A 20,631-nucleotide genomic window follows, 5' to 3' on the forward strand; every position below is an offset into this window, starting at 1 on the left:
CTGAGCAGTCACATGCGGCGACGACCGAGGACGAGAAAAACGGTAGTGTTCAACCTACCCCTCGCCAACACCCGAGACAATATCGCGTCCCCCCCCCGCAGCGGCTCATCGCCGGACTTTGGCTCCCAATCCAAACTACCGCGGTTTTTCCATCGACTCGCCTCCGTCCACGATTGCGTTTAAACTGGACACCCCATCCATTTCCCTGCCTCGGTTGCGGATTCTTTCGTCTCGATCCGCTCCCGCCTCTCTGCTGCGTGATACCTGCTGTGCTTGTTTCGATATCCCCCTTGCGGTCCCTCTGGGCCGCTTTGCTGCTTGTTGCGTTCGGCCTGCCTTGCCTGTTGCTGGACGATTCTCCCTCGGCCGCTCAGGAAACGCTACGGCATCCGCTGCCGCTGCACGATCAACTGCGCCAGGTGCCGAAAGACGAACTGGCCCGCGAGACGCGGCTTCGCGGCAATCCGCAGCGCGGTGCCCTGGTCTTCCACAAGTCGGCGGCCGCCTGCGTGCTGTGCCATGTCAGCGGCGAGGGCCCGTCGCCGTTGGGACCGAACCTAGCCAGTTTGGACCGCGAAACCGACGAGGCGGATGTGGTCGAGGCATTGCTCGAACCGTCCAAGCGGTTGGCTAAGGGTTACGAGACAGTGATCGTGGCGACCGACAGCGGCGAGGTGGTGTCGGGGATGTTGGTCGAAGAAACCACCGACGAAGTTGTCCTGCGCCAAGCCGACGACCTGACCGCCACGCGGCGCATTGCCCAGGACACGATCGAGGCGCTCGAAGCATCGTCGCAGTCGATGATGCCCGACGGGTTGATGTCGGCCTTGGACAACCCGGGCCAGTTCTATGATCTGGTGGCCTACGTCACGGCGGTCGCTCGGGGCGGACCGTCGGCGGCAGCGGACCTGCGACCGTCGGCCGAAGCCCTGGCCGTGACCGACGATTCGGCCAACCTCGATCATGCCGGGATCATCAAACGGCTGGGACGTCGCGACCTGCAAGCCGGCGAGAACATTTACCACGGTTACTGTGTGGAATGTCACGGCGCCGACGGCAACCGCCCTTCCCTGCCCACGGCTCGCGCTTTCGGCACCCAAAAACTGCGCTTCGGTGCCGATCCCTACGCGATGTTCATGACGCTGACCCGCGGCAACGGTTTGATGGCGCCGATGTCGCATCTGACACCCAAAGAACGCTACCAAGTGGTTCACTACATTCGTGAAACGTTCATGCGTTCTTCCAATCCCGACTACAAAGCCGCCGACGAAGCCTACCTGGCCGGCCTGCCCAAGGGCACCGAACTGGGCGACGAAGTGCCGGTCAGCCCGCGCGACTTCGGACCGGCCCTCGCCTCGCAGCTCCGCCGCGACTTCACCAGCGTGTTGTCGATCGATCTGAACGGCAAGACGATCGCTTACAACACCCACACCATGGACCAGGCCGATATCTGGCAGGGCGAGTTCGTGGAGTACAGCCAGACGCAGCACAACCGGGATCGTGGCGAAGGCACGGTGAACCCGGCGGGCAAACGCCTGGAAGGGCTGGCCGGATGGCGATGGGCTCACGATGGCCAGGTCGACTACCCGCGCGCCGGCCTGCTGCCGCGCGGCCCCCTGCCCAAGGCCTGGATGGAGTACCAGGGATATTACCTGCACGGCGACCGCGTTGTACTCAGCTACCACATCGATGGCCGAGCCGTTCTGGAGATGCCCTCGCCGGCCGGCTCTGGCAAAGACGCCGCCGGCGTACGGCACAGCCTCCGCATCGGTGGCGGAGCGGCGCTCCGCCTGGTCGTTGCCCAGCGTTCCGAAGCGGCGGACGCTGCGTTTATCGATCCACCGCTGGGGGCAGCTTCCGCCGCCGGCGGATCGTCCGTGAGTTCTTCGTCGCACCAAACCGGTCGCCGGTCCGCTTCGGCATCGGGAACCGTTGCGATACTCGGAGACCGAACCGACGGCGACTGGCAATCGGCGACGGCCGCGATCGTTCGTGGCGATACGGCGGGACTGCGTTGGCAAACCGATGCCAAGGGTCGTCTGATCCTGCACCTACCGGCCGACGAAGCCGACCGGCGGATCGAAATCGAACGTGTGGCCGTGTCCGGCGCGGCCGCGGCGAGCCGCGAACTGGAGCGACTGAGTGCGGCCAGCAGCGAAGCCCCGGCGCATGATCCGGAAGCATTCGTGCAGGGCGGACCGGCACGCTGGACCGAGCCGGTTCAGAGCACCGGTTACCTGGGTCTGGAGCGTGGTGCCTATGCGCTCGATACGCTGACCCTGCCCACCGAAACGCCGTGGAACACCTGGTTCCGCACCGCCGCACTGGACTTCTTCTCGGACGGCCGGATGGCGGTGTCCACCTACGGCGGCGACATCTGGATCGTCTCGGGCATCGACGATTCGCTGCAACAATTAACCTGGAAGCGTTTCGCCGCCGGACTGTACGAACCGCTGGGTTTGAAGATCGTCGACGATCAGGTCTACGTGACTTGTAAAGATCGCGTCGCACGGCTGCACGATTTCAATGGCGATGGCGAAGCGGATTACTACGAGAACTTCAGCGCCGACGACGACGTCTCGATCCATTTCCATGCCTTTAACTTCGATCTCCAGCACGACCGTCAGGGCAATTTCTATTACGCCAAAGCCGGCCACGGTGCCGATTACGCGTTGCCCGGAGCCATCATTCAGATTTCTCCCGATGGCCGGCATCGCAACGTCTACTGCACCGGATTCCGTTCGCCCAACGGCATGGGCATCCTGCCCGACGGGCGGCTGACCGTCAGCGACAATCAGGGCCAATGGACGCCCGCTTCGAAAATTAATTTGGTTCGTCCCGGCGGTTTTTATGGTTGGGTCCCGACCTATGCCCTGGCCGGCAAATGGGCTCCGGACGGCGGCCGTTTGGATCTGGACAAAGTTGTTCCGCCCAAGACGCACGACCCGCCTTTGGTCTACATGCCGCAGTGGTTCGACAATTCGTCGGGCGGACAGCTCTGGGCCGGAGACGAGCGTTGGGGGCCGCTGGCCGGGCATCTGTTGCACACCAGTTTCGGCAAGGGCTGGATGAGCTATGCGTTGATGCAGCAGGTCGACGGCCAGGATCAAGCCGCCATCATCAAGCTGCCCTTCGACTGGCGAAGCGGCATCATGCGAGCTCGCGTGAATCCCGCCGATGGCCAGGTCTACGCCGTCGGACTGCAGGGCTGGAACGGCGGCGGACGACCGGGTCTGCGCGACGGCGGCATCCAGCGTCTTCGCTACACCGGCCAGCCCCAGTGGATGGTGGTCGACGCCAAAGTGGCCGCCGGCGAACTGCGGTTGCGCTTTACCCAGCCCATCGATCCGGCTTCGGCGCAAGCCGACGAAGCGTTCCAGATCGAACACTGGAACTACCTCTGGCAAGCGTCCTACGGCTCGAAGCAGTACCGCCCCAGCTCCGGTGAAGTCGGCGTGGACACGCTGGAAGTTTCCGCCGTGCACGTCGACGACGACGGCCGCGGGGTACGTTTGAGCGTTCCGGACCTGCAAGCGGTCGACCAACTGCACCTGGTTATGCGGTTCGTGGGCGCCGACGGCCAGCCGCTGCTCGAAGAGCTGTACTGGACGATCCACGCCCTGCCGTCCGCCGACGAAGCCACCGCCGTCGCCCCGTAGCTGAAGTCGCCAGACTTTGGACCACCCTCGATCCAATCTCTGGCGAGATCAGCTACCCCGACGTTAATCCTCGCCTTGACTTCACCACCGCCAACCGGATTCAGGAAAAACCCCACACCACAAACCAGAAATTTGGACTGCCCTTTTTATGGCCAGAGCGCAACAATCGGGATAACACCTGCGGGGCAGAGAAAGAGACCGCTTGAGAGACTTGCCGGTGCAGGATGTTGACTGGTCCATTTTGCGTCTCGTTCCTTCTTGGCATTGGTACCCCTTTCATGACATATGCAGCGTCCCTTCCGGCCTCGCCTGCTTCATCTTCGTCGCTGATTCCCACCCGGACGCGACCTTCGATCCAACGGCAAGCGCAGGCTCGACTGCAACAGAGCAGTTACGCGTTGCTGCGGAATGTCGACTGCACGGTCACCTCGGACACCCTACAGTTGACCGGCCAGATTCCCTCCTTTTTCCTGAAGCAAACCGCTCAGGAACTGGTCCGCGACGTGGCCGGCGCCAAACGCATCAAGAACGAGCTAGAAGTCGTCGACACCCTAGCCCTATAACCAGTGGCATAGGCTTCCAGCCTGTGAGCAGTGGCATAGGCTTCCAGCCTGTGAGCAGTGGCATAGGCTTCCAGCCTGTGAGCAGTGGCATAGGCTTCCAGCCTGTGAACCGTGGCATAGGCCGCGGAGCCTGTATAAACCACCCTCGCCCCAACGGGGCAACCCTACGTCAGCCCAGGCCAACGGCCTGGGTGACCGGCCCAAACCACTCTGAAAAGCCCCAACGGGGCGGTCCTAGGATCGAACGGTTGCCACCCCGCTTCCGCTCGAGCTCCCGACACCCTGTCCATAACCAAGGACTAGGGCCGCCCCGTTGGGGCTTGGTTTCTCGGCGGTGCTCCTAACCCAGGGCGTTGCCCTGGGCTGACATACCGCCGGCCCGTTGGGTCTATCCAGCCTGTGAACCGTGGCATAGGCTTCCAGCCTGTGAACAGTGGCATAGGCTTCCAGCCTGTGAGCAGTGGCATAGGCTTCCAGCCTGTGAGCGCCGGTGCCGCTCACTTCCACAACTGTCGCTTCCAGAGATCGATCTCGGCGTCGTTCTTCTGCGGTTGGCCCGGGGTGCTGCGTCCCTCGGCAACAACCTGCTGCAATCGCTCGATCATCCGCTCGGCCCGCTGCGGATGGGCGTCAACCAGATTCTTCTGCTCGCCGAGATCCTCCGCCAAATCATACAACTGCATCTCGGGCAAGCCTGCTCGAATCGCCGCGCGGCCCTTGGGCGACGTCCAACCGCCCGAGCCCGGTGCGAGCAGCAGCTTCCAGTTGTCGTGGCGGATCGCGAACTGGCCCGTGACCGAATGATGGACCAGGGTCTCGCGCGGCTTCGCCTGCGGTTGGCTCAGTAGCGCGGGTAGGAAACTGATGCTGTCCTCGGCCGCATCATCGGGCAGCGCCACATCGAAGAACTCGGCGAAGGTGGCCATCATGTCGACCAGACAGATCAACTGGTCGCACTGCGAGCCGGCTTCGATTCTTTGCGGCCAGCGAACGAGGAACGGCACCCGGTGGCCGCCTTCCCATAGGTCCGCTTTGGACCCACGCAGGTCCCCGCTGGGATAGTGTCCTTGCCGCTGCAATCGATCGATGCCGGCGGCTTTGGACGTGCCGTTGTCCGCGGCGAAGAACAGGATCGTGTCTTCGGCCAGGCCGTTCCGCTCCAAAGCCTCGATCACGGCCCCGACCGCGCCGTCGGTTTGCGCGACGAAATCGCCGTAGTCGCCCAGCTCGGTGCGTCCCTGCCAATCCTCGGCTGGAACGATCGGCGTATGCGGCGAGCTGAGCGGAAGGTACAGCAGGAAGGGCTGGCCGTTCTTGCTCGCCGCGGCTCGCTCGTCGATGTAGCGGGTCGCTTCTTCGACCAACAGCGGCAGGACCTCTCGCGGGTCGACTTCGTCCACGATTTTGTCATCGCGAACAATACTGCCCATGCTGCGGGCATGGTGAAAACCGTAGAACGAGTCAAAGCCCCGGGTCATCGGCCCGTCGGGAATGATCGTCCCGATCGGTGCCGCGGCCAACCGGCGTTTCTGTGCAGCTTTCCCATCGCGGGACCGTTTGCCTTTGGCGGTGGACGCATCGGGCCGCTGGTAGTTGTAGTTCAGATGCCACTTGCCGATGGTCGCCGTGTGGTAGCCCTGTCGCTGGAACAGATGTCCCAGCGTCAGGCGGTCGGCAGCGATCAACGGATCGCCATCGCCGACCATCACGCCCCGCTGCAGTCGCGTCCGCCAGTTGTACCGGCCGGTCAACAGGGAGTAGCGAGTCGGCGTACAAACCGACGAGGTCGTATGCGCATCGGTAAACACCCTGCCCTGCTCGGCAAGCGAATTCAGCGACGGCGTCGGAATCGCGCTGCGATCCGGATTGAGCGCCTCGATCTCCCCGTAGCCCATGTCATCGGCAAGGATGAACACCACACTGGGCCGATCGGCAGCCTGCAAAGTGCCCGCGGCCAGCCAAACGGCAAAGACATGTACCAGCAATCGATTCATGGTGTTTCCTTGGTGATCCAGGTGAGGTCTTCCCAGTGTCCGGTGTCGTTGGATTGGGGCGGGCCCGGGGTGGTTCGGCCTTGCAGGACGATCTCGGTCAGCTCGCGCGTCAGCCGCTGGACGACTTCGGGATGCGCGGCGGCGAGGTTGTTTTGTTCCTGCCGGTCCTTTGACCAGTTGTACAGCTCGTCCTCGTGGCGGGCGTCTCGCATCACCAGTTTCCAGTCGCCGTCGATGATCGCATAACGGTAGTCGCGCCTGCCGTTGCCGTGGGTGACCAGAGGCAAGCGAGGTTCCACGGCCGCCGGCTCGGTCAACACGGCGGCAAAGCTCTGACTGTCCTCACCGGCGTCGGCTGGCAGCGAGACGTCCAGCAGATCGGCCAGGGTCGCCAACACGTCGACTTGGCCGACCACGCGGTCGCTGCGGCGACCGGGATCAACGATGCCGGCGGGCCAGCGGACCAGCAAGGGCACGCGATGGCCGCCTTCATAAACCGAACGCTTGCCCTCGCGCAATCCGCCCCGGCTGTCGTGCCCGTACCGCTTGATGCGGCCTTCCCAAGAGCGCTCGGGGCCGTTGTCGCTGGTGAAGATCACGATCGTGTTCTCCTCCAAGCCGGCCTGCTGCAGGTATTTCAGCACGCGGCCCACATGATGATCGGTTTCGATCATGAACTCGCCGTAGGCACCCGCGTCGCCCTCGCCGTGGAACCGAGGCAAGGGACAGACTGGGTAATGCGGCGATGTGTACGGCAGGTACAGAAAAAACGGCTGGTCGGCTTCCGACTGTGCCGCGTGCGACTTCATCCACTCGATGGCTTTGTCGGTAAAGCGGGTCAGGCACTGGTTGTCGATGAAGTCCGGGGCGACTTCGAACCCGTTGGATTTGCCGCGCTCGTTCAAGCGACTCTCGTGGTACGGCGGCCGGATCCGGTAGTCGACGTACCGAGGATTGGGTTTCTTGCCCGTGTACTGCGTTGGCGGCACGGCGGCGTGCCGACCCTCGAACCAGGCCAGGATGCCGAAGTTCAGCGAGGCGGGAATGCCGTAGAAGTAATCGAACCCCTTGTCCAGCGGCATGTCGCGAACGGGCTGGGACCAGTCGCGGTTTTCCGGCGTGCCGGGAAAGTCCATGCCCAAGTGCCATTTGCCGACTATGGCGGTGCGGTACCCCTGACTTTTCAGCAAACTGGCCAGCGTCATCCGTCCGTCGGCGATCAAGCAGGGGGCTTCGGCGCCGAACACGCCGCGTTTCAGATGCGTCCGCCAAGCGTAGCGTCCCGTCAACAGACCATAACGCGAAGGGGTGCACACCGAATCGGGACTGTAGCCACGGGTGAACGCCACGCCCCCGCGAGCCAGACGATCCAGATTCGGCGTGTTGAACTTGGCTTCAGGATTCAGTGCGCTGACGTCGCCGTAGCCGCAATCGTCGACGTAGATCAGCACGACGTTGGGAGGCGCATCGGACGCAGCAGATGCGTCTGCGCCCATCCAGAGCGAAACGACCAGAGCGGCCAGCATCAGCCCTGGCAGCAAAGCCCACCGCGAGCGGCGTTCACGACGACGCGGGGCGCACGATCCGATGCCAGAGGTCGTGAAGTGATCGAGGATACCGAGCAAAACGAATCTCCCTGGAGGAACCAAATCGAGCGACCGAGAAGCCGCCGGTGATCAAGCCAACAGTTTCCCCGCCAGAGATTGCCGAGTCAAATATCGCCGTGCGGTGCTGCCTTTCGCTCCGCGAAAGTTGCCAAGTGTCGCCTTTCGCTCCGCGAAAGCAGCCGAGGATACAGCCAGCTACTTTCGCGGAGCGAAAGGCGACTCTCTTCCCGCCCTCATGGCGATAGACCATCCACCTCGGCAGCGGCCCCAAACATGCATTCTGCGAGATGCTTTTCGCAAACATGAAAAACAATCAATAAACGCCCCATCATAAACATTGATTCTCAAGAGCTTTGCCACGGTTTTGCACCGAAAGCTCTACTCCTAACAGCGACCTTAGTTAGAATGCACAGGACAGACTAGAGCTGACACACACTCTGTCTTTTTTGGCTGGCAAGTCCTTTCTATAAAAAATCCTTTTGACCCTGTTTGTGATAGTGAACTGACTTTCGCGGATCGCCCCGGACCAGCTAAACCCAGCGAGTGAGCGATACATCGCATCGCTCACTCGGCTTTCTTTGACAACCTTCACGCGAAGGTTCTAACGCTGTTGCAACGTTTTACAGGAATATTGTTTTTAATATGAAGATGATTCGATCGCCGCGACGTGCTCGTGGTTTTACGCTGGTGGAACTGTTGGTCGTGATCGCCATCATTGGCGTGCTGGTCGGCCTGTTGCTGCCGGCGGTCCAAGCGGCCCGTGAAGCGGCTCGCCGGATGCAATGCACCAATAATCTCAAGCAGTGGACGCTGGCCGCACATAACTATGCGGATTCCAACAAGGAATTCTTCCCCGTGGCAGCCAACCCAGACGTCCGCAAGGTAGAAAACGGCCGGACGTACCGCCGCATCTCGTGGCCGACCGAACTGTGGCCCTACGTCGAACAGACGAACCTTTACGACCGCTACGACTTCAACCTGCACTTCTACCAGAACCCCAACATCGACACGTATCGCATCGATGTTCCCGGTTACAACTGCCCCTCGGACGTCGGGCCGGTCACCCAAGACCAAAGCGATCCGTACTGGCGGGTGATGGGCAACTACGTTACCAACATGGGCAATACGCACCTGCACCAGAACGCCGCGGACCAGCAGATTTTCACCGGCGCGCCCTTTGGTGTCGGACACGCTTACCGGATGGCCAATATCACCGACGGCTTGTCCAACACGGCGTGTTTCTCGGAGATCATTATCGCCACGCCGAATTCGGTGGCGGACAATCGCGGCGACATTTTGAACAACGAAGGCAGTCCCGGGTTCATGTCGATCCTGACGCCCAATTCCAGCAGCCCCGACCAATGCCGTCGCTGTGGCCCCGGCACGACAGATCCGAACAACAACCTATATCGGACGGTCCCTTGTGCTGTGGTCGGCAACAATACCGAGTACCAGATCGCGGCTCGCAGCCGCCACCCGGGCGGCGTAATCGTGAGCATGTGCGATGGTTCGGTGCGGTTTGTATCCGAAACGGTGAATCAAAACGCGTGGACCGCGGCCCTGTCGGGTCGTGGCGGCGAAAGCGAGATGTTGCCCTAACGCTTGCCGCAGGCCCTCTTCGGGCCTGAGAGCCCTGCCCTCCCGGGGCAAGGGTATTTTTTCGACTGGCGTTTCCCCTCTGTAACTCTGATGGAACCTTCCATGCTTCATAAAACTTCTCTGTTAGCCGCTGGTCTCGGGCTCTTGCTTGCCACCGGCTGCGGCGACACGCGTAATGAATTGACCGTTTCCGGTACGGTCACGGTCAATGGTGAACCGATCGAAAACGGAACGATCAGCTTTGTTGCCGCCGACGGCGTGGCTGCGACCGGTGGCGGTGTGATCAAAGACGGCAGCTACACGGCGTTCGTCGCACCGGGCCGCAAGAAAGTGGTCGTGCTGGGTAATAAGGCCGTGGGCGAGGAGCCGCTGTACCAGGGCGTCCCGGACAGCCCGACGCAGACGACCTATCAGACCATCACGCCCACCAAGTACAACGCGGCTCACCTGACGCCGCTGACCGCCGAGATCTCCGAAAACCAGGAAGGCCTGGATTTCGAGCTGACCGGTGATCCACCCTCGGCACAGGAACTGGCCGGCTAGGTTAGTTGTTAGTTGTAAGTTGTTAGTTGTTAGTTGTTAGTTGTTAGTTGTTGGTTGTTAGGTGTGCTCAACCATCAACCATCAACTGACAACAACCATCAGAGCTTGAAGGCGGTGCGGAGTTCGTCGATGACTTCGGATGACATCGATGAGACGTCTCCGATGGCTCGGGCATTGATCACGGCTTCGGCCGTCGACTCGAGCACTTCCAGGCGATCGAAGGCGTCCAGGACGCTCGACCCGGTCACCAGCACGCCGTCGTTCTGCAGCAAGACGGCCGGCGTGGCTGCCGACACATGGTCGGCGATCTGGCCGTCACTCTGGTACTGCACCCCATAGGGCACGCGGTGCACGTCCTGCAGAAAGACGTAGCTCTCGGGGATCGTGCGCGTATCGAAGGGCACATCGGTCACGCTGAACGCGGTGGCGTGGACGGGGTGTGCAAACACAATCGCTTGCATCTGAGGATGCCGCTGGTAGATGGCACGATGCGCCAACACGGCTCGGCTGGCCTTCTTGCCGCTCTCACGTCGCCCCTGGTCGACCAGCACCAAATCCTCCAGCGCCAGGTTCTCGCGATCTCGTTGGGTGGGCGTGATCAGGAACGCGTCGTCGCCCACCCGAGCGGAAAAGCTACCTTCGGTGCTGATAAATAATCGCTGCCGGCAGCCGCGGCGGAGGAAGGCACACAGTTGCCGGCGCAGCTCTCGTTCACCTGCCGAGGCAGTGCTCGGCGTGAATTTTGGCAGCGCCACGCTGCGTTCGGCCGCCTGCCGCAATTGCGGCTCGTCCAGATACTGTACGTCGCCGATCTGCTTGGCAGCGATCAACGTCTTGCCGGCGAATTCAAACGCCTCGAACCGCTCGAAGGCGTTCTGCAGGTCGGCCGCGCCGACGACCACGCCGTGGTTCTCCAGAATGACGCTGTCGCACCCTTGGGCGAACGTGTCGGCGATACTAGCGCCCAACCGCTCGCTGCCCGGACAGGCGTAGGGTGCAAAGCCCAACCGACCACAGATGGAATGCGTCTGATGAAACAGCCGCGTATCCGGCGTCGCCTGGCAAATACTAAAGGCGACCAGGGCCACAGGGTGGGCATGCACGATGGCGTGGATATCCGGCCGGGCGGCATAGATTGCCCGGTGGAAGGGAAACTCCGACGAGGGCGGATGCAGACCATCGACGGTGCCGTCACGGCGAACGCAGACGATGTCGTTGCGGGTCAGGTTGCCCTTGTCGACGCGGGCAGGCGAAATCCAAATATCACCTTGTTCGTCGCGGATCGACAGGTTCCCGCCGGACGTGGTCGTCATCCGGTAACCATAGATGCGGCTCATCGTCTGCATGATCGCATCGCGCGGATGGATCAGCGCTCGCGGGCTGGACATAGCTGTAGGTTCCTGGTGCCGATCGGCCGACGTGGTGCTCAGTCGCTCAGAGGACGGACGACCGACGTGCTGCGGTAATAATCCATCAGCGTTTCCGGCGAGAGAACGCCGCCGCCCATGCCGCTTTGCTTGATGCCGCCGTAGGGGACGCCGTGGACGAAGACGTTGTGGGCGTTGATCCAGCTGTTGCCGGCCACCATCGATTCGGCCACGCGAGCGACACGGCTGAGGTCCTCGGTCCAGACGCTGTTGGCCAATCCATAGCTGGTATGGTTGGCCATCTGGATCGCTTGCTTTTCATCGTCGAAAGGCGCGAGATACGCGACCGGCCCGAAGATTTCTTCCTGAGCCGCGACGTTGTCCAGCGAGCCTGCCATCAGGGCCGGTTTCACAAAATGTCCCTGATAGCCTTCGACGGTGGCCGGTCCGCCTTCGAGCACACAGGTTGCACCTTGCTGGCGTCCTTTGTCCAGGTAGCCCAGGACCCGCTCGCGCTGCTTGGCGCTGACCACCGGGCCCATCTGGGTTTGCTCGTCCAACTGGTGCCCGATCTTCACCTGAGACAACCGCTCGACGCAGGCATCGACGAACTGGTCGTACACCTTGCGGTGCACCAGCCAACGCGTGGCGTCACAGCACACCTGTCCGGTGTGGAAGGTGATCGCCGCGGACAGTTTGTCGGCCGTTTGGGAAACGTCCACATCGTCGAACACCACCGCGGCACCTTTGCCGCCCAGTTCCAGTTTCACCGGCACGAGGTTGCGTCCACAGGCCTCGGCGACCATCCGTCCGACTTCCGGCGAACCGGTAAAGGACATGCGGCGGATGTTGGGGTTGGCCGACAGCGCGGCCCCGGTCTTGGCGCCGCTGCCGGTGACGACGTTGATCACGCCGGCGGGCAGCCCGACTTCGATCGCCAATTCGGCCAGATAGATCGCCGACAGCGGTGTGTCTTCGGCCGGCTTGATCACCACCGTGTTGCCGGCGGCCAGCGCCGGTGAGATCCCCCAGCCGATCAACAGGAACGGAAAGTTCCAGGGAAAAATAAATCCGCACGCGCCCCAGGGTTTGCGATACGTCCAAGCTTCGTGCCCTTTGACGGCCAGCGTGGTGCGCGGATTCATGTGCTGGGCCATGTCGGCAAAGTACCGCAGCGTGTCGGCCAGATTCTGCACATCGCCTTGAGCTTGGGCCTGGACCTTGCCGGCATCCAACGATTCGATCTGGGCGATCACGTCGCGCTGCTTCTCGACCGCGTCGGCCAGCCGGTGCAGCAGGGCCGCCCGTTCGTTGACGGGCATGGTGGCCCAATCACTGCTTTCAAACGCTTCATTCGCAGCGCCGACGGCGCGGTCGACCTCTTCGGCCGTCAGCGCGCTCACCTCGGCCAGTTTCTTGCCCGAACCCGGATCGTGGGTGGCGATCGTCTCGCCGCTGCCGGAGACCAATGGTTTGCCGGCCACAAAGCTGCCGTGGACGGGGCGATCCAGAAACGACTCGACAGCCGGCAGCAAGGGCTGCGATGCGATGGTATTGCTCATACGAACGGTTCTATCGATCTCTCGGGGCGGGCGGGAAAACTTTTATTTTAACGCGGCCGGCGGTGGCGTGGTGGGCGGGACGGGTGAGTGAGGAGGTGACCGGTTCAGCCGTTGGGGATCCTAGGCACGTCGGCATGAATCTTTCGGTGAAACCCCGCGACAACACCCTCCCGCGCAGCGGGAGCGTCGGGCTCTTAGGCCCGGGGAGGGCCCTGCGAAAACCCTCTCCGGGCCTAAGAGCCCGACTCTCCCAAAGGGAGAGTGATGCCGAATTAAAGGTTGCGACGTGCTTAGGCCGGGGAGAACCGTGGCTAGCGCCAAAACGGCTCATAAGCGACCGGAGAACCGTGGCTAGCGTCAAAACGGCTCATCAGATTTCGCCTCGTCTACCACTAACCGTACAGCGGCCCGAAGTTCTGGCAGGCGCGGAAATCGGCGGCTTCGCGATCCTCGGTGCCGAAGGCGTTCCAGGCGTGGGGGCGGAAAACCCGAGCTTCGTCGACGTTGTGCATGTACACCGGAATCCGCAGGATCGAAGCCAGCGTGATGAACAGGTGGCCCACGTGACCGGCCGTCATCACGCAGTGGTTCGCGCCCCAGTGGTTCATCACGTCGTAGGTCGAGGCAAAGGCGCCGCGACCGGTCACGCGAGGGGCAAACCAGGTCGTGGGCCAGCTGGGGTTGGTGCGGTTGTCCAGCACGTCGTGCACCTCGTCGGGCAGGGCCACGGTGTGGCCTTCGGCGATCTGCAGGGCCGGCCCCAGTCCGGCGACCAGATTGATCCGGGTCATCGTCGCCGGCATGCCGCCGCGAGTGCGGAACCGCGTGCTCATCCCGCCGCCGGGAAAGTACTCCGTCATCGACGGGTGCCACGTGGTGGCCTCGAGACAACGCTGGACCTCCTGGTCGCTGATCTCCCAGAACGGCTTCATCGTGGGCTGGCCATCGGCATCGGTCTGCTGGCCCGTACCGTCCAGGGTTGCCGGTCCGGAATTGATCAGATGCAGCAGGCCATCGGCGGCCGGGCCTTCGAGGGTGTAACCGTCGCAGACCTCGGCGACCGCCGCGGGGCTCCAGTAGGTTCGCAGGTCGGCAAAGAGTTGTGCGGAGCCGGTCAGCAGGTGGCCCAGCAACATCGTCGCGCCGTTCAGGGCGTCGTTCTCGGTGGCCACGATGTACGGGGATCGTTTGCCGTTCCAGTCGAAGGACGAGTTAAGGATGGCTTCGAGGAAGTCGCCATTGGGAAAGTGATCGGTCCATTGGCGTTGGCCTTGGAACCCCGCGGCGGCGGCTCGATGCCCGTGAGCTTGTTCGCCCAGTCCCATCTCGGCCAGCCGAGGATTGCCGACCATCAGGTCGCGAGCGATCAGGGCCATCTTGACGCAGTCCTCCCACTCCCGGTCCAGTTGCTCGCGATCACGCTGCATTTCCGGACTGTTGTAGTCCTGGCCCTCGGGACAGTGCTGGCGAGTCCAGGCCAGGGCCCGCTGGTATTCCTCCTGGTCGTACTGCTGCTTGTTCATCCGCCCGATGAACTCGCTCATGTCGATGTCTTCGACCCGCATCCCCAACCACTGTTCCCAGAAGCTGTAGTCGACCATCGATCCGGCGATCCCCATCGAGGTGCCGCCCATCGAAAGGTAACTCTTGCCCTGCAGCAGCGCGGTCGCCAGAGCACAGCGGGCGAAGTTCAGGATCTTCTCGCTCACGTCCTCCGGCATCGCATCCGAACCGGCGGGCTGGACATCGTGGCCGTAGATCCCAAAGGCGGGGATGCCCTTTTGGGCGTGTCCGGCCAGCACGGCCGCCAGGTACACCGCCCCGGGCCGCTCGGTGCCGTTGAACCCGAACACGGCTTTGGGACGCACCGGGTGCATGTCCATGGTTTCGCTGCCGTAGCACCAGCAGGGCGTGACGGTCAGCGAGACGCCCACGTTTTCGCGCTGGAATAATTGCTCGCAGGCGTCCGCTTCGGCGACGCCTCCGATGCAGGTTTCAGCGATGACGACCTGGACGCTTTCGCCGTTGGGGTATCGCAACTGGCTGCCGATCAGGTCCGCCACCCGCCGGGCGAGGCCCATCGTCTGATCCTCCAGCGATTCGCGGACGCCGCCCAGACGCCCGTCGATCGTCGGCCGGATGCCGATGCGAGGCAGGTTGCCGGTCCAAACATGCGGTGCGGCCAAAGCGGAGCTCATCGATAGGTTTCCTCGTCTGAAAGAATCGTCGTTGCAAACCGGAGTGGGTTTCTCGGTGTACAACTTAACAAGCTGCTGCGGCGACTGGGGAGCCCGAGCGACTCAGTGGCATAGGCTTCGGTGCCTGTGATCGTAGCTCGGCTGTCCCAACCGTAGATCGCACCCCTCTCGGCTGGGACAGCCGAGCTACTCTGGGACAGCCGAGCTACTTTGGAGCCTATGCGACACGGCGATCCGCCGCTGAGTTTATTACAATAAGCGTCGCTCGTCCCGCCTTCCCGCCTCCGCTTACCGAGCTCAGACCATGCGCCCCCACCGTTTCCCTTGCCCTGCCCTGCCCTGCCGCCGCACCGTCGCGGTGCTGTTGTGCGCGGTTGTCGCTGGATTACTCGGCCAAGTTTTCGACTTGTCCGCCGGAGCCGCCGAGCCGCGATCGCGTCCGAACATCATCTACATCATGTCCGACGACATGGGTTATTCCGACATCGGTTGCTATGGCAGCGAGATCGATACACCGAATCTGAATGCGATGGCCGCCGGCGGGCTGCGGTTCACCCAGTTCTACAACACGGCGCGCTGCTGTCCGACGCGGGCCAGCTTGCTGACCGGCCTGTACCCTCACCAAGCCGGTATCGGCCACATGATGAACGACCGTGGCCATGACGGTTACCGCGGCGAATTGAACCGGCGATCCGTGACGATTGCCGAGGTCTTGGGCGCGGCCGGCTACCGCACCTACATCAGCGGCAAGTGGCACGTCACCCAGGTGCGGCATCCGGTGGAGGAAAAGGACAAGCAGAACTGGCCGGTGCAGCGCGGCTTCGATCGCTTCTACGGCACGATTCACGGTGCGGGCAGCTTCTTCGATCCCAACACGCTGACTCGGGACAATCAATTTATTTCTCCCTACGCCGATCCCGAGTATCCCACCGATTCGTATTACTACACCGACGCCATCGCCGATCATGCGGCTCGGTTCATCCAGGACCACAAACGCAGCAGCGGCGACCAGCCGTTTTTCCTGTACGTCAGTTTCACCGCCGCGCACTGGCCGATGCACGCCAAAGCGGAAGACGTGGCCAAGTATCAGGGTCGCTACGACGCCGGTTATCAAGCGGTCCGCGACGCCCGCTACCGCCGCATGCTGCAGTTGGGCGTGATCGATGCGGACAGCACCGAGAATCGAGCGATTCCCGAAGAATGGAAGGAGAAGGAGTACTGGCAGTGGGACAAGCGCAATATGGAAGTCTACGCCGCGATGATCGACAACATGGATCAGGGCATCGGACGGATTCTCCAGGCCTTGAAGGCCACGGACCAGCACGACAATACGCTGGTGTGTTTCTTTCAGGACAACGGCGGGTGCGCCGAAAACTACGGCCGGCACGGTGAAGGTCCCGAGCGGGCCGAGTCGCCTACCCTGCCGCCCCTGGCCGACGACTACCTGCAACCCGACATGCAGCCCAAACAAACCCGCGACGGTTACCCGGTGCGAGTCGGCAAGGGTGTGATGGCCGGACCGGCCGATACCTACATCGGTTACGGCCGAGCTTGGGCGACAGTGTCCAATACGCCGTTTCGTGAATACAAACACTGGGTCCACGAAGGCGGCATCTCCACGCCCCTGATCATGCACTGGCCGGCCAAGATGAGCCGAGCGGGCGAGCTGGAATCGACGCCCAGCCATCTGATCGACCTGATGGCGACGGCCGTCGATGCCGCCGGCGCGGAGTACCCGCAGACCTTTCACGGCGGCAACGAGATCAAACCCATGGAAGGCAAAAGTCTGCTGCCGGTTTTGCAAGGGCAAGCGATCGAGCGTGAGGCACTGTACTGGGAACACGAAGGCAATCGAGCCGTCCGCATGGGCGATTGGAAATTGGTGGCCAAGGGAGCCGGCGGCGATTGGGAGCTGTACAACATCGCTCGCGACCGCAGCGAACAAAGGGACCTGGCCGAGCAGCAACCCCAGCGAGTCGAGCGGATGGCACAGATGTGGGATGCCTACGCGCGGCGAGCCAACGTGTATCCACTGAACCCCCGGCGCCAACCGAACGCACGGTACAACAAGGCACAGCGTCACTTCGAACTGGGCGGCGATGCCGACCTGTCGACCGATCGTGCGCCCTACGTCGCCGCTCGTCCCTTCGCTCTGACGGCTCAGGCCACGGTCGCCGGCGACGGAGTGATCGTCGCCCAAGGCGGCTCGGCTCACGGATGGTCGCTGTATGTCCAGGACGGCCAGCTGAAGTTCACCGTGACCGCGGGCGGCAAACGCTCCACCGTCGCGTCCTCTCAGCCGCTGGACTCTTCCCAGCCCGTCGGTGGAAAACACATCCTGAGCGCTTCGATCGATGGCGACCGCCGGGTAACCCTCTGCGTGGACAACCGAACCGTGGCCGTGGGCACGGTGGATTCGCTGCTGCAAACGCAGCCCCAGGACGGACTGCAGGTGGGCCGCGACAACCGCGGTGCGGTCGGTCCCTACGCGGCCCCCTTCACGCTGCAGGGATCGGTCGAATCGGTCGAGATCCGCCTCGCGCGGAAAGCCGCCGCCACAGAGTAGCTCGGCTGTCCCAGAGTCGCTCGGCTGTCCCAGAGTCGCTCGGCTGTCCCAGAGTCGCTCGGCTGTCCCAGCCGAGAGCAGACTGGTTCACAGGCTGGAAGCCTATGCCACTGGTTCACAGGCTGGAAGCCTATGCCACTGTTCACAGGCACCGAAGCCTATGCCACTGGTTCACAGGCACCGAAGCCTATGCCACAAAAAAAAACACACCGCCGTTTCCGGTGGTGTGTTTTTGCTGGTCACTGCATCGCGCTGGAATTCGAGCGGATCAGGAAGCGTCGTCGTCGTCGTCCAGAGCCAGCGGGATAGCGATCGCGGCGGCGATCGCAGCGGCTCCCAGCACGGCCACGTTGGGATTGGCCAGGGCGCCCTTCAGCTTGCCGCCGAAGCCACCGCGGTGATGACCGCCACCGTAGGCGTCGCATCCGCCACCGTCGCAGCCGGGATCGGAGCAACCGCAGGAACCGCGGACGACGTCGTCACCGGCCACTTGGATGATACCCTTGTCGGCAGTTGCCGGAGCCTCGGTGGCGTCCCAGACGCGAAAGGTTTGGATGCCGGCGTGGGTGGCCACTTGGTAGACGCCCGGCGTCAGGTTTTCGAAGCTGTAGCGACCGGCTTCATCGGTGGCTTTGACGGCCAACGTCTTGCCTTGCTGGGCGATCACAGCGGGCTGGCCGGCCAGCGGTTTTCCGTTGGCGTCGACCAGAGCACCGTGGATGGTGCCCTGATGCATGGCCAGGTCTTTAACGGTCGTGCTGACCTGGATACCGTCGACGACCATGGCTTTGGCGTGCGCGGCTTGGACGGCTTGAGGGCAGGCCAAAGCGACGCTCATCGCGACGGCCAGTGCCGAATGGATCAGTTTCTTTGTCATCAGGGTCAAACTCCGCGTTCAGTTGGTTGATTTTTTTATGGCAACCAATCGCACGCGTTTCCGCTTTCCGCGTCCAACGTTACCGCGATTGGTATATGTCACCTCACCGAATGCTCGTTGCCGAACGCTCGGCGGCCCGCAGACATATTCAGGGTCGTGATCCTTATCGGCGCCAGCGGGAGTGAAACCCCACCAGATTGCGGCAGAAAGCTGGATTTTCCCGTCGGACTTACGGACTTAACCGCTCGATCCGCCACTGCTGCTGTTCACGCGTATAACAGACGCGGTCGTGAATCCGGTTGGGCCGCCCCTGCCAGAACTCGATCCGCCGCGGGTGCACGACGTAGCCGCCCCAGTGCGGTGGCCGCGGCACGCTCTGGCCCTCGTACTGCCGAGCCAATTCGTCGTAGCGCTGCTGAAGGTGTTCGCGCGAGGCCACCGGCGCCGACTGGGCGCTCAGCGACGCGCCCAACTGGCTCTCCCGCGGTCGTCGCTGGAAGTACTCGTCGGAAAGCTGCGGCGACGTTTTTTCGACGCTGCCGTCGACGCGAATCTGCCGTTCCAGATGAGGCCAGAACCAACACAGCGCAGCGACCGGGTTCTCGGCCAACTGCCGTCCTTTGATGCTGTGGTAATTGGTAAAGAACGTGAAACCCTGCTCGCTGACCTGCTTGAGCAGGACGATGCGGTTGCTGACCTGACCGCTGCGATCGGCCGTCGAGAGCGTGGCGGCATTGACCTCCAGCCACGCCGGCGGGTCGGCTTCGCGGGCCTGGTCGAACCAGCGGCGGAACTGGTCGATCGGGTCTGGCAACACATCGGCCTCGTCCAGCCCCCCCAACTGGTAGTTCCTGCGCATCGATTCCAATTCGTCTGACATGACACCTAACCGTTTGAGTTACAAGGACTTGGAGAAGATTTTAGCCCGACCGCTGTGAATTGGCCCGGGGTTTGCCACTAAGTGTGTCGGTCCTGGTTTCACTGTCAACTTGGCCACGGGTTTGGCCGAGAACGCAAGCGAGGTACTTCAGTTGGAAAGGCCCATGACTCAATCACTAACCGGAAATCTGTTGGTAGCTTCCACGGAATTGGATGGCGAAGTGTTTGCACGCTCGGTGTGCTTGGTCGTGCATCACGATGATGACGGAGCGATCGGTCTGATGTTGAATCGACCGCTGCATCCGCAGCCGGCGGAGTTACTTTCGTTATTGGGAAGCGAGCATTCGCGCGTGCCGGCCGCGGCCGAAGGCACCGTTCATTTTGGGGGTCCGCTATCCGGACCGGTCGTCGCCCTGCATGCCCTGCCGGCCCTGGCCGAATCGGAAACGTCCAGCGGGATCTACGTGGCCGCCCAAAAGGATCATCTGGAAAAACTGATGCACCAGGCGGCCCCGATGCGGTTGATCGTCGGTCACGCGGGCTGGGCGTCGGGCCAGTTGGAAGCGGAGATCGCCGAGGGCAGCTGGCATGTCACGCCGGCTTCGCCCGAGATCATCTTCAGCCCCGACGAGGCGATGTGGGCCCGCTCGATCCGTCATGCTTCGGGTCGGACGTTGGCTCGTTGGGTCGGTGCTCGCCCTGTTCCGAGCCCTGAGCTAAATTAAGCGGTTTTCCCCGAAGCGGGTTGCCCGCCGAGCCATTGGCCGGACCTGAGCTTCGGAATTGATCACTGTTTTGCCGAGTAGCTGCGACTGTGTCCGAATCTGCCGCCGAAAAACCTTTTTACATCCAACGACGCCGCTTGGGACGAATTAAATTCATTCAAGCGGAAGGCAAATTCGGATTCATCGATGCCGAAGACTTTCGTGAAGACGTTTTCTTCCACCACACGGCCTGGGACAGCAAACCGCGACGCCCCGAAGTGGACCTGTTCGTCGAGTTCGAAATCGACGAGCCTTACCGGGTGAAAGAGAACAAACTGCGGGCGACCGTGGTGCGGTTGACGACCCGTCCCGAGGGCGCGGCCCTGGATCCCGTCACCGACCCGCACTTGCGCGCCAAGCACCACCCCAAAGCCCGCCGCCGCCGCCCCAGCTGGCGCAACAAAGACGCGGAATAGCCCCCAGTGGCATAGGCTTCTAGCCTGTGAACAGTGG

14 protein-coding genes are annotated in these 20,631 nt (G+C 62.6%); 7 read left to right on the forward strand and 7 right to left on the reverse strand.

Going from position 1 to position 20,631, the window contains the following annotated elements:
- The first annotated feature begins 290 nt into the window (after positions 1-290).
- Positions 291-3,659: a DUF6797 domain-containing protein gene (locus GE027_RS07810; RefSeq protein WP_162006620.1), complete on the forward strand. Its 3,369-nt coding sequence runs from the start codon at positions 291-293 to the stop codon at positions 3,657-3,659.
- Between the two features lie 278 nt (positions 3,660-3,937).
- Positions 3,938-4,222, forward strand: coding sequence for a BON domain-containing protein (locus GE027_RS07815; RefSeq protein WP_162006621.1), 285 nt, complete (start codon positions 3,938-3,940; stop codon positions 4,220-4,222).
- Positions 4,223-4,719: 497 nt separating this feature from the next.
- Here the strand turns inward: GE027_RS07815 and GE027_RS07820 are convergent, their stop codons facing one another.
- Positions 4,720-6,216, reverse strand: coding sequence for a sulfatase family protein (locus GE027_RS07820; RefSeq protein WP_153556629.1), 1,497 nt, complete (start codon positions 6,214-6,216; stop codon positions 4,720-4,722).
- Positions 6,213-7,841: a sulfatase family protein gene (locus GE027_RS07825; RefSeq protein WP_315852911.1), complete on the reverse strand. Its 1,629-nt coding sequence runs from the start codon at positions 7,839-7,841 to the stop codon at positions 6,213-6,215. Before GE027_RS07825 ends, GE027_RS07820 begins: the two co-directional genes overlap by 4 nt.
- Before the next feature lie 624 nt (positions 7,842-8,465).
- On the opposite strand from GE027_RS07825, the gene GE027_RS07830 reads away from it, so the two are divergent.
- Positions 8,466-9,422, forward strand: coding sequence for a DUF1559 domain-containing protein (locus tag GE027_RS07830; RefSeq protein ID WP_237607378.1), 957 nt, complete (start codon positions 8,466-8,468; stop codon positions 9,420-9,422).
- Between the two features lie 102 nt (positions 9,423-9,524).
- The gene (locus tag GE027_RS07835; protein ID WP_153556630.1) at positions 9,525-9,965 is read left to right on the forward strand and encodes a hypothetical protein; all 441 of its coding nucleotides are present in this window, start codon (positions 9,525-9,527) and stop codon (positions 9,963-9,965) included.
- A 98-nt stretch (positions 9,966-10,063) separates the two neighbouring features.
- On the opposite strand, the gene GE027_RS07840 is transcribed toward GE027_RS07835, so the two are convergent.
- The 3 genes from GE027_RS07840 to GE027_RS07850 form a co-directional block, all read right to left on the reverse strand.
- A complete protein-coding gene (locus tag GE027_RS07840) occupies positions 10,064-11,353 on the reverse strand; it encodes a class II aldolase/adducin family protein (protein WP_153556631.1) in 1,290 nt (429 codons plus the stop codon).
- 38 nt (positions 11,354-11,391) lie between these two features.
- Positions 11,392-12,894, reverse strand: coding sequence for an aldehyde dehydrogenase family protein (locus tag GE027_RS07845; protein WP_153556632.1), 1,503 nt, complete (start codon positions 12,892-12,894; stop codon positions 11,392-11,394).
- A 392-nt stretch (positions 12,895-13,286) separates the two neighbouring features.
- A complete protein-coding gene (locus GE027_RS07850) occupies positions 13,287-15,092 on the reverse strand; it encodes an L-fucose isomerase (protein ID WP_153556633.1) in 1,806 nt (601 codons plus the stop codon).
- A 304-nt stretch (positions 15,093-15,396) separates the two neighbouring features.
- Here GE027_RS07850 and GE027_RS07855 point away from each other — a divergent pair, with 304 nt between their 5' ends.
- Positions 15,397-17,658 (forward strand): arylsulfatase, encoded by a 2,262-nt coding sequence (locus GE027_RS07855; RefSeq protein WP_153556634.1) that lies wholly within the window; start codon positions 15,397-15,399, stop codon positions 17,656-17,658.
- Between the two features lie 268 nt (positions 17,659-17,926).
- On the opposite strand, the gene GE027_RS07860 is transcribed toward GE027_RS07855, so the two are convergent.
- Both GE027_RS07860 and pdxH read right to left on the reverse strand, forming a co-directional pair.
- A complete protein-coding gene (locus GE027_RS07860) occupies positions 17,927-18,535 on the reverse strand; it encodes a carboxypeptidase-like regulatory domain-containing protein (protein ID WP_153556635.1) in 609 nt (202 codons plus the stop codon).
- Positions 18,536-18,764: 229 nt separating this feature from the next.
- The gene (pdxH, locus tag GE027_RS07865; protein WP_153556636.1) at positions 18,765-19,415 is read right to left on the reverse strand and encodes a pyridoxamine 5'-phosphate oxidase; all 651 of its coding nucleotides are present in this window, start codon (positions 19,413-19,415) and stop codon (positions 18,765-18,767) included.
- A gap of 163 nt (positions 19,416-19,578) precedes the next feature.
- Here pdxH and GE027_RS07870 point away from each other — a divergent pair, with 163 nt between their 5' ends.
- Positions 19,579-20,139, forward strand: a complete 561-nt coding sequence (locus tag GE027_RS07870) for a YqgE/AlgH family protein (protein WP_153556637.1) — start codon at positions 19,579-19,581, stop codon at positions 20,137-20,139.
- 89 nt (positions 20,140-20,228) lie between these two features.
- Positions 20,229-20,594 (forward strand): cold shock domain-containing protein, encoded by a 366-nt coding sequence (locus GE027_RS07875; RefSeq protein WP_153556638.1) that lies wholly within the window; start codon positions 20,229-20,231, stop codon positions 20,592-20,594.
- Positions 20,595-20,631 lie beyond the last annotated feature (37 nt).

It is taken from the genome of Roseimaritima sediminicola (assembly GCF_009618275.1).
GTDB classification, from domain to species: domain Bacteria; phylum Planctomycetota; class Planctomycetia; order Pirellulales; family Pirellulaceae; genus Roseimaritima; species Roseimaritima sediminicola.

Coding starts and splice junctions, on each gene's coding strand:
- GE027_RS07845 (WP_153556632.1), bottom strand. CDS start 12,894: ATGAGCAATACCATCGCATCGCAGCCCTTGCTGCCGGCTGTCGAGTCG.
- GE027_RS07840 (WP_153556631.1), bottom strand. CDS start 11,353: ATGTCCAGCCCGCGAGCGCTGATCCATCCGCGCGATGCGATCATGCAG.
- GE027_RS07860 (WP_153556635.1), bottom strand. CDS start 18,535: ATGACAAAGAAACTGATCCATTCGGCACTGGCCGTCGCGATGAGCGTC.
- GE027_RS07830 (WP_237607378.1), top strand. CDS start 8,466: ATGAAGATGATTCGATCGCCGCGACGTGCTCGTGGTTTTACGCTGGTG.
- GE027_RS07835 (WP_153556630.1), top strand. CDS start 9,525: ATGCTTCATAAAACTTCTCTGTTAGCCGCTGGTCTCGGGCTCTTGCTT.
- GE027_RS07870 (WP_153556637.1), top strand. CDS start 19,579: ATGACTCAATCACTAACCGGAAATCTGTTGGTAGCTTCCACGGAATTG.
- GE027_RS07820 (WP_153556629.1), bottom strand. CDS start 6,216: ATGAATCGATTGCTGGTACATGTCTTTGCCGTTTGGCTGGCCGCGGGC.
- GE027_RS07850 (WP_153556633.1), bottom strand. CDS start 15,092: ATGAGCTCCGCTTTGGCCGCACCGCATGTTTGGACCGGCAACCTGCCT.
- pdxH (WP_153556636.1), bottom strand. CDS start 19,415: ATGTCAGACGAATTGGAATCGATGCGCAGGAACTACCAGTTGGGGGGG.
- GE027_RS07815 (WP_162006621.1), top strand. CDS start 3,938: ATGACATATGCAGCGTCCCTTCCGGCCTCGCCTGCTTCATCTTCGTCG.
- GE027_RS07855 (WP_153556634.1), top strand. CDS start 15,397: ATGCGCCCCCACCGTTTCCCTTGCCCTGCCCTGCCCTGCCGCCGCACC.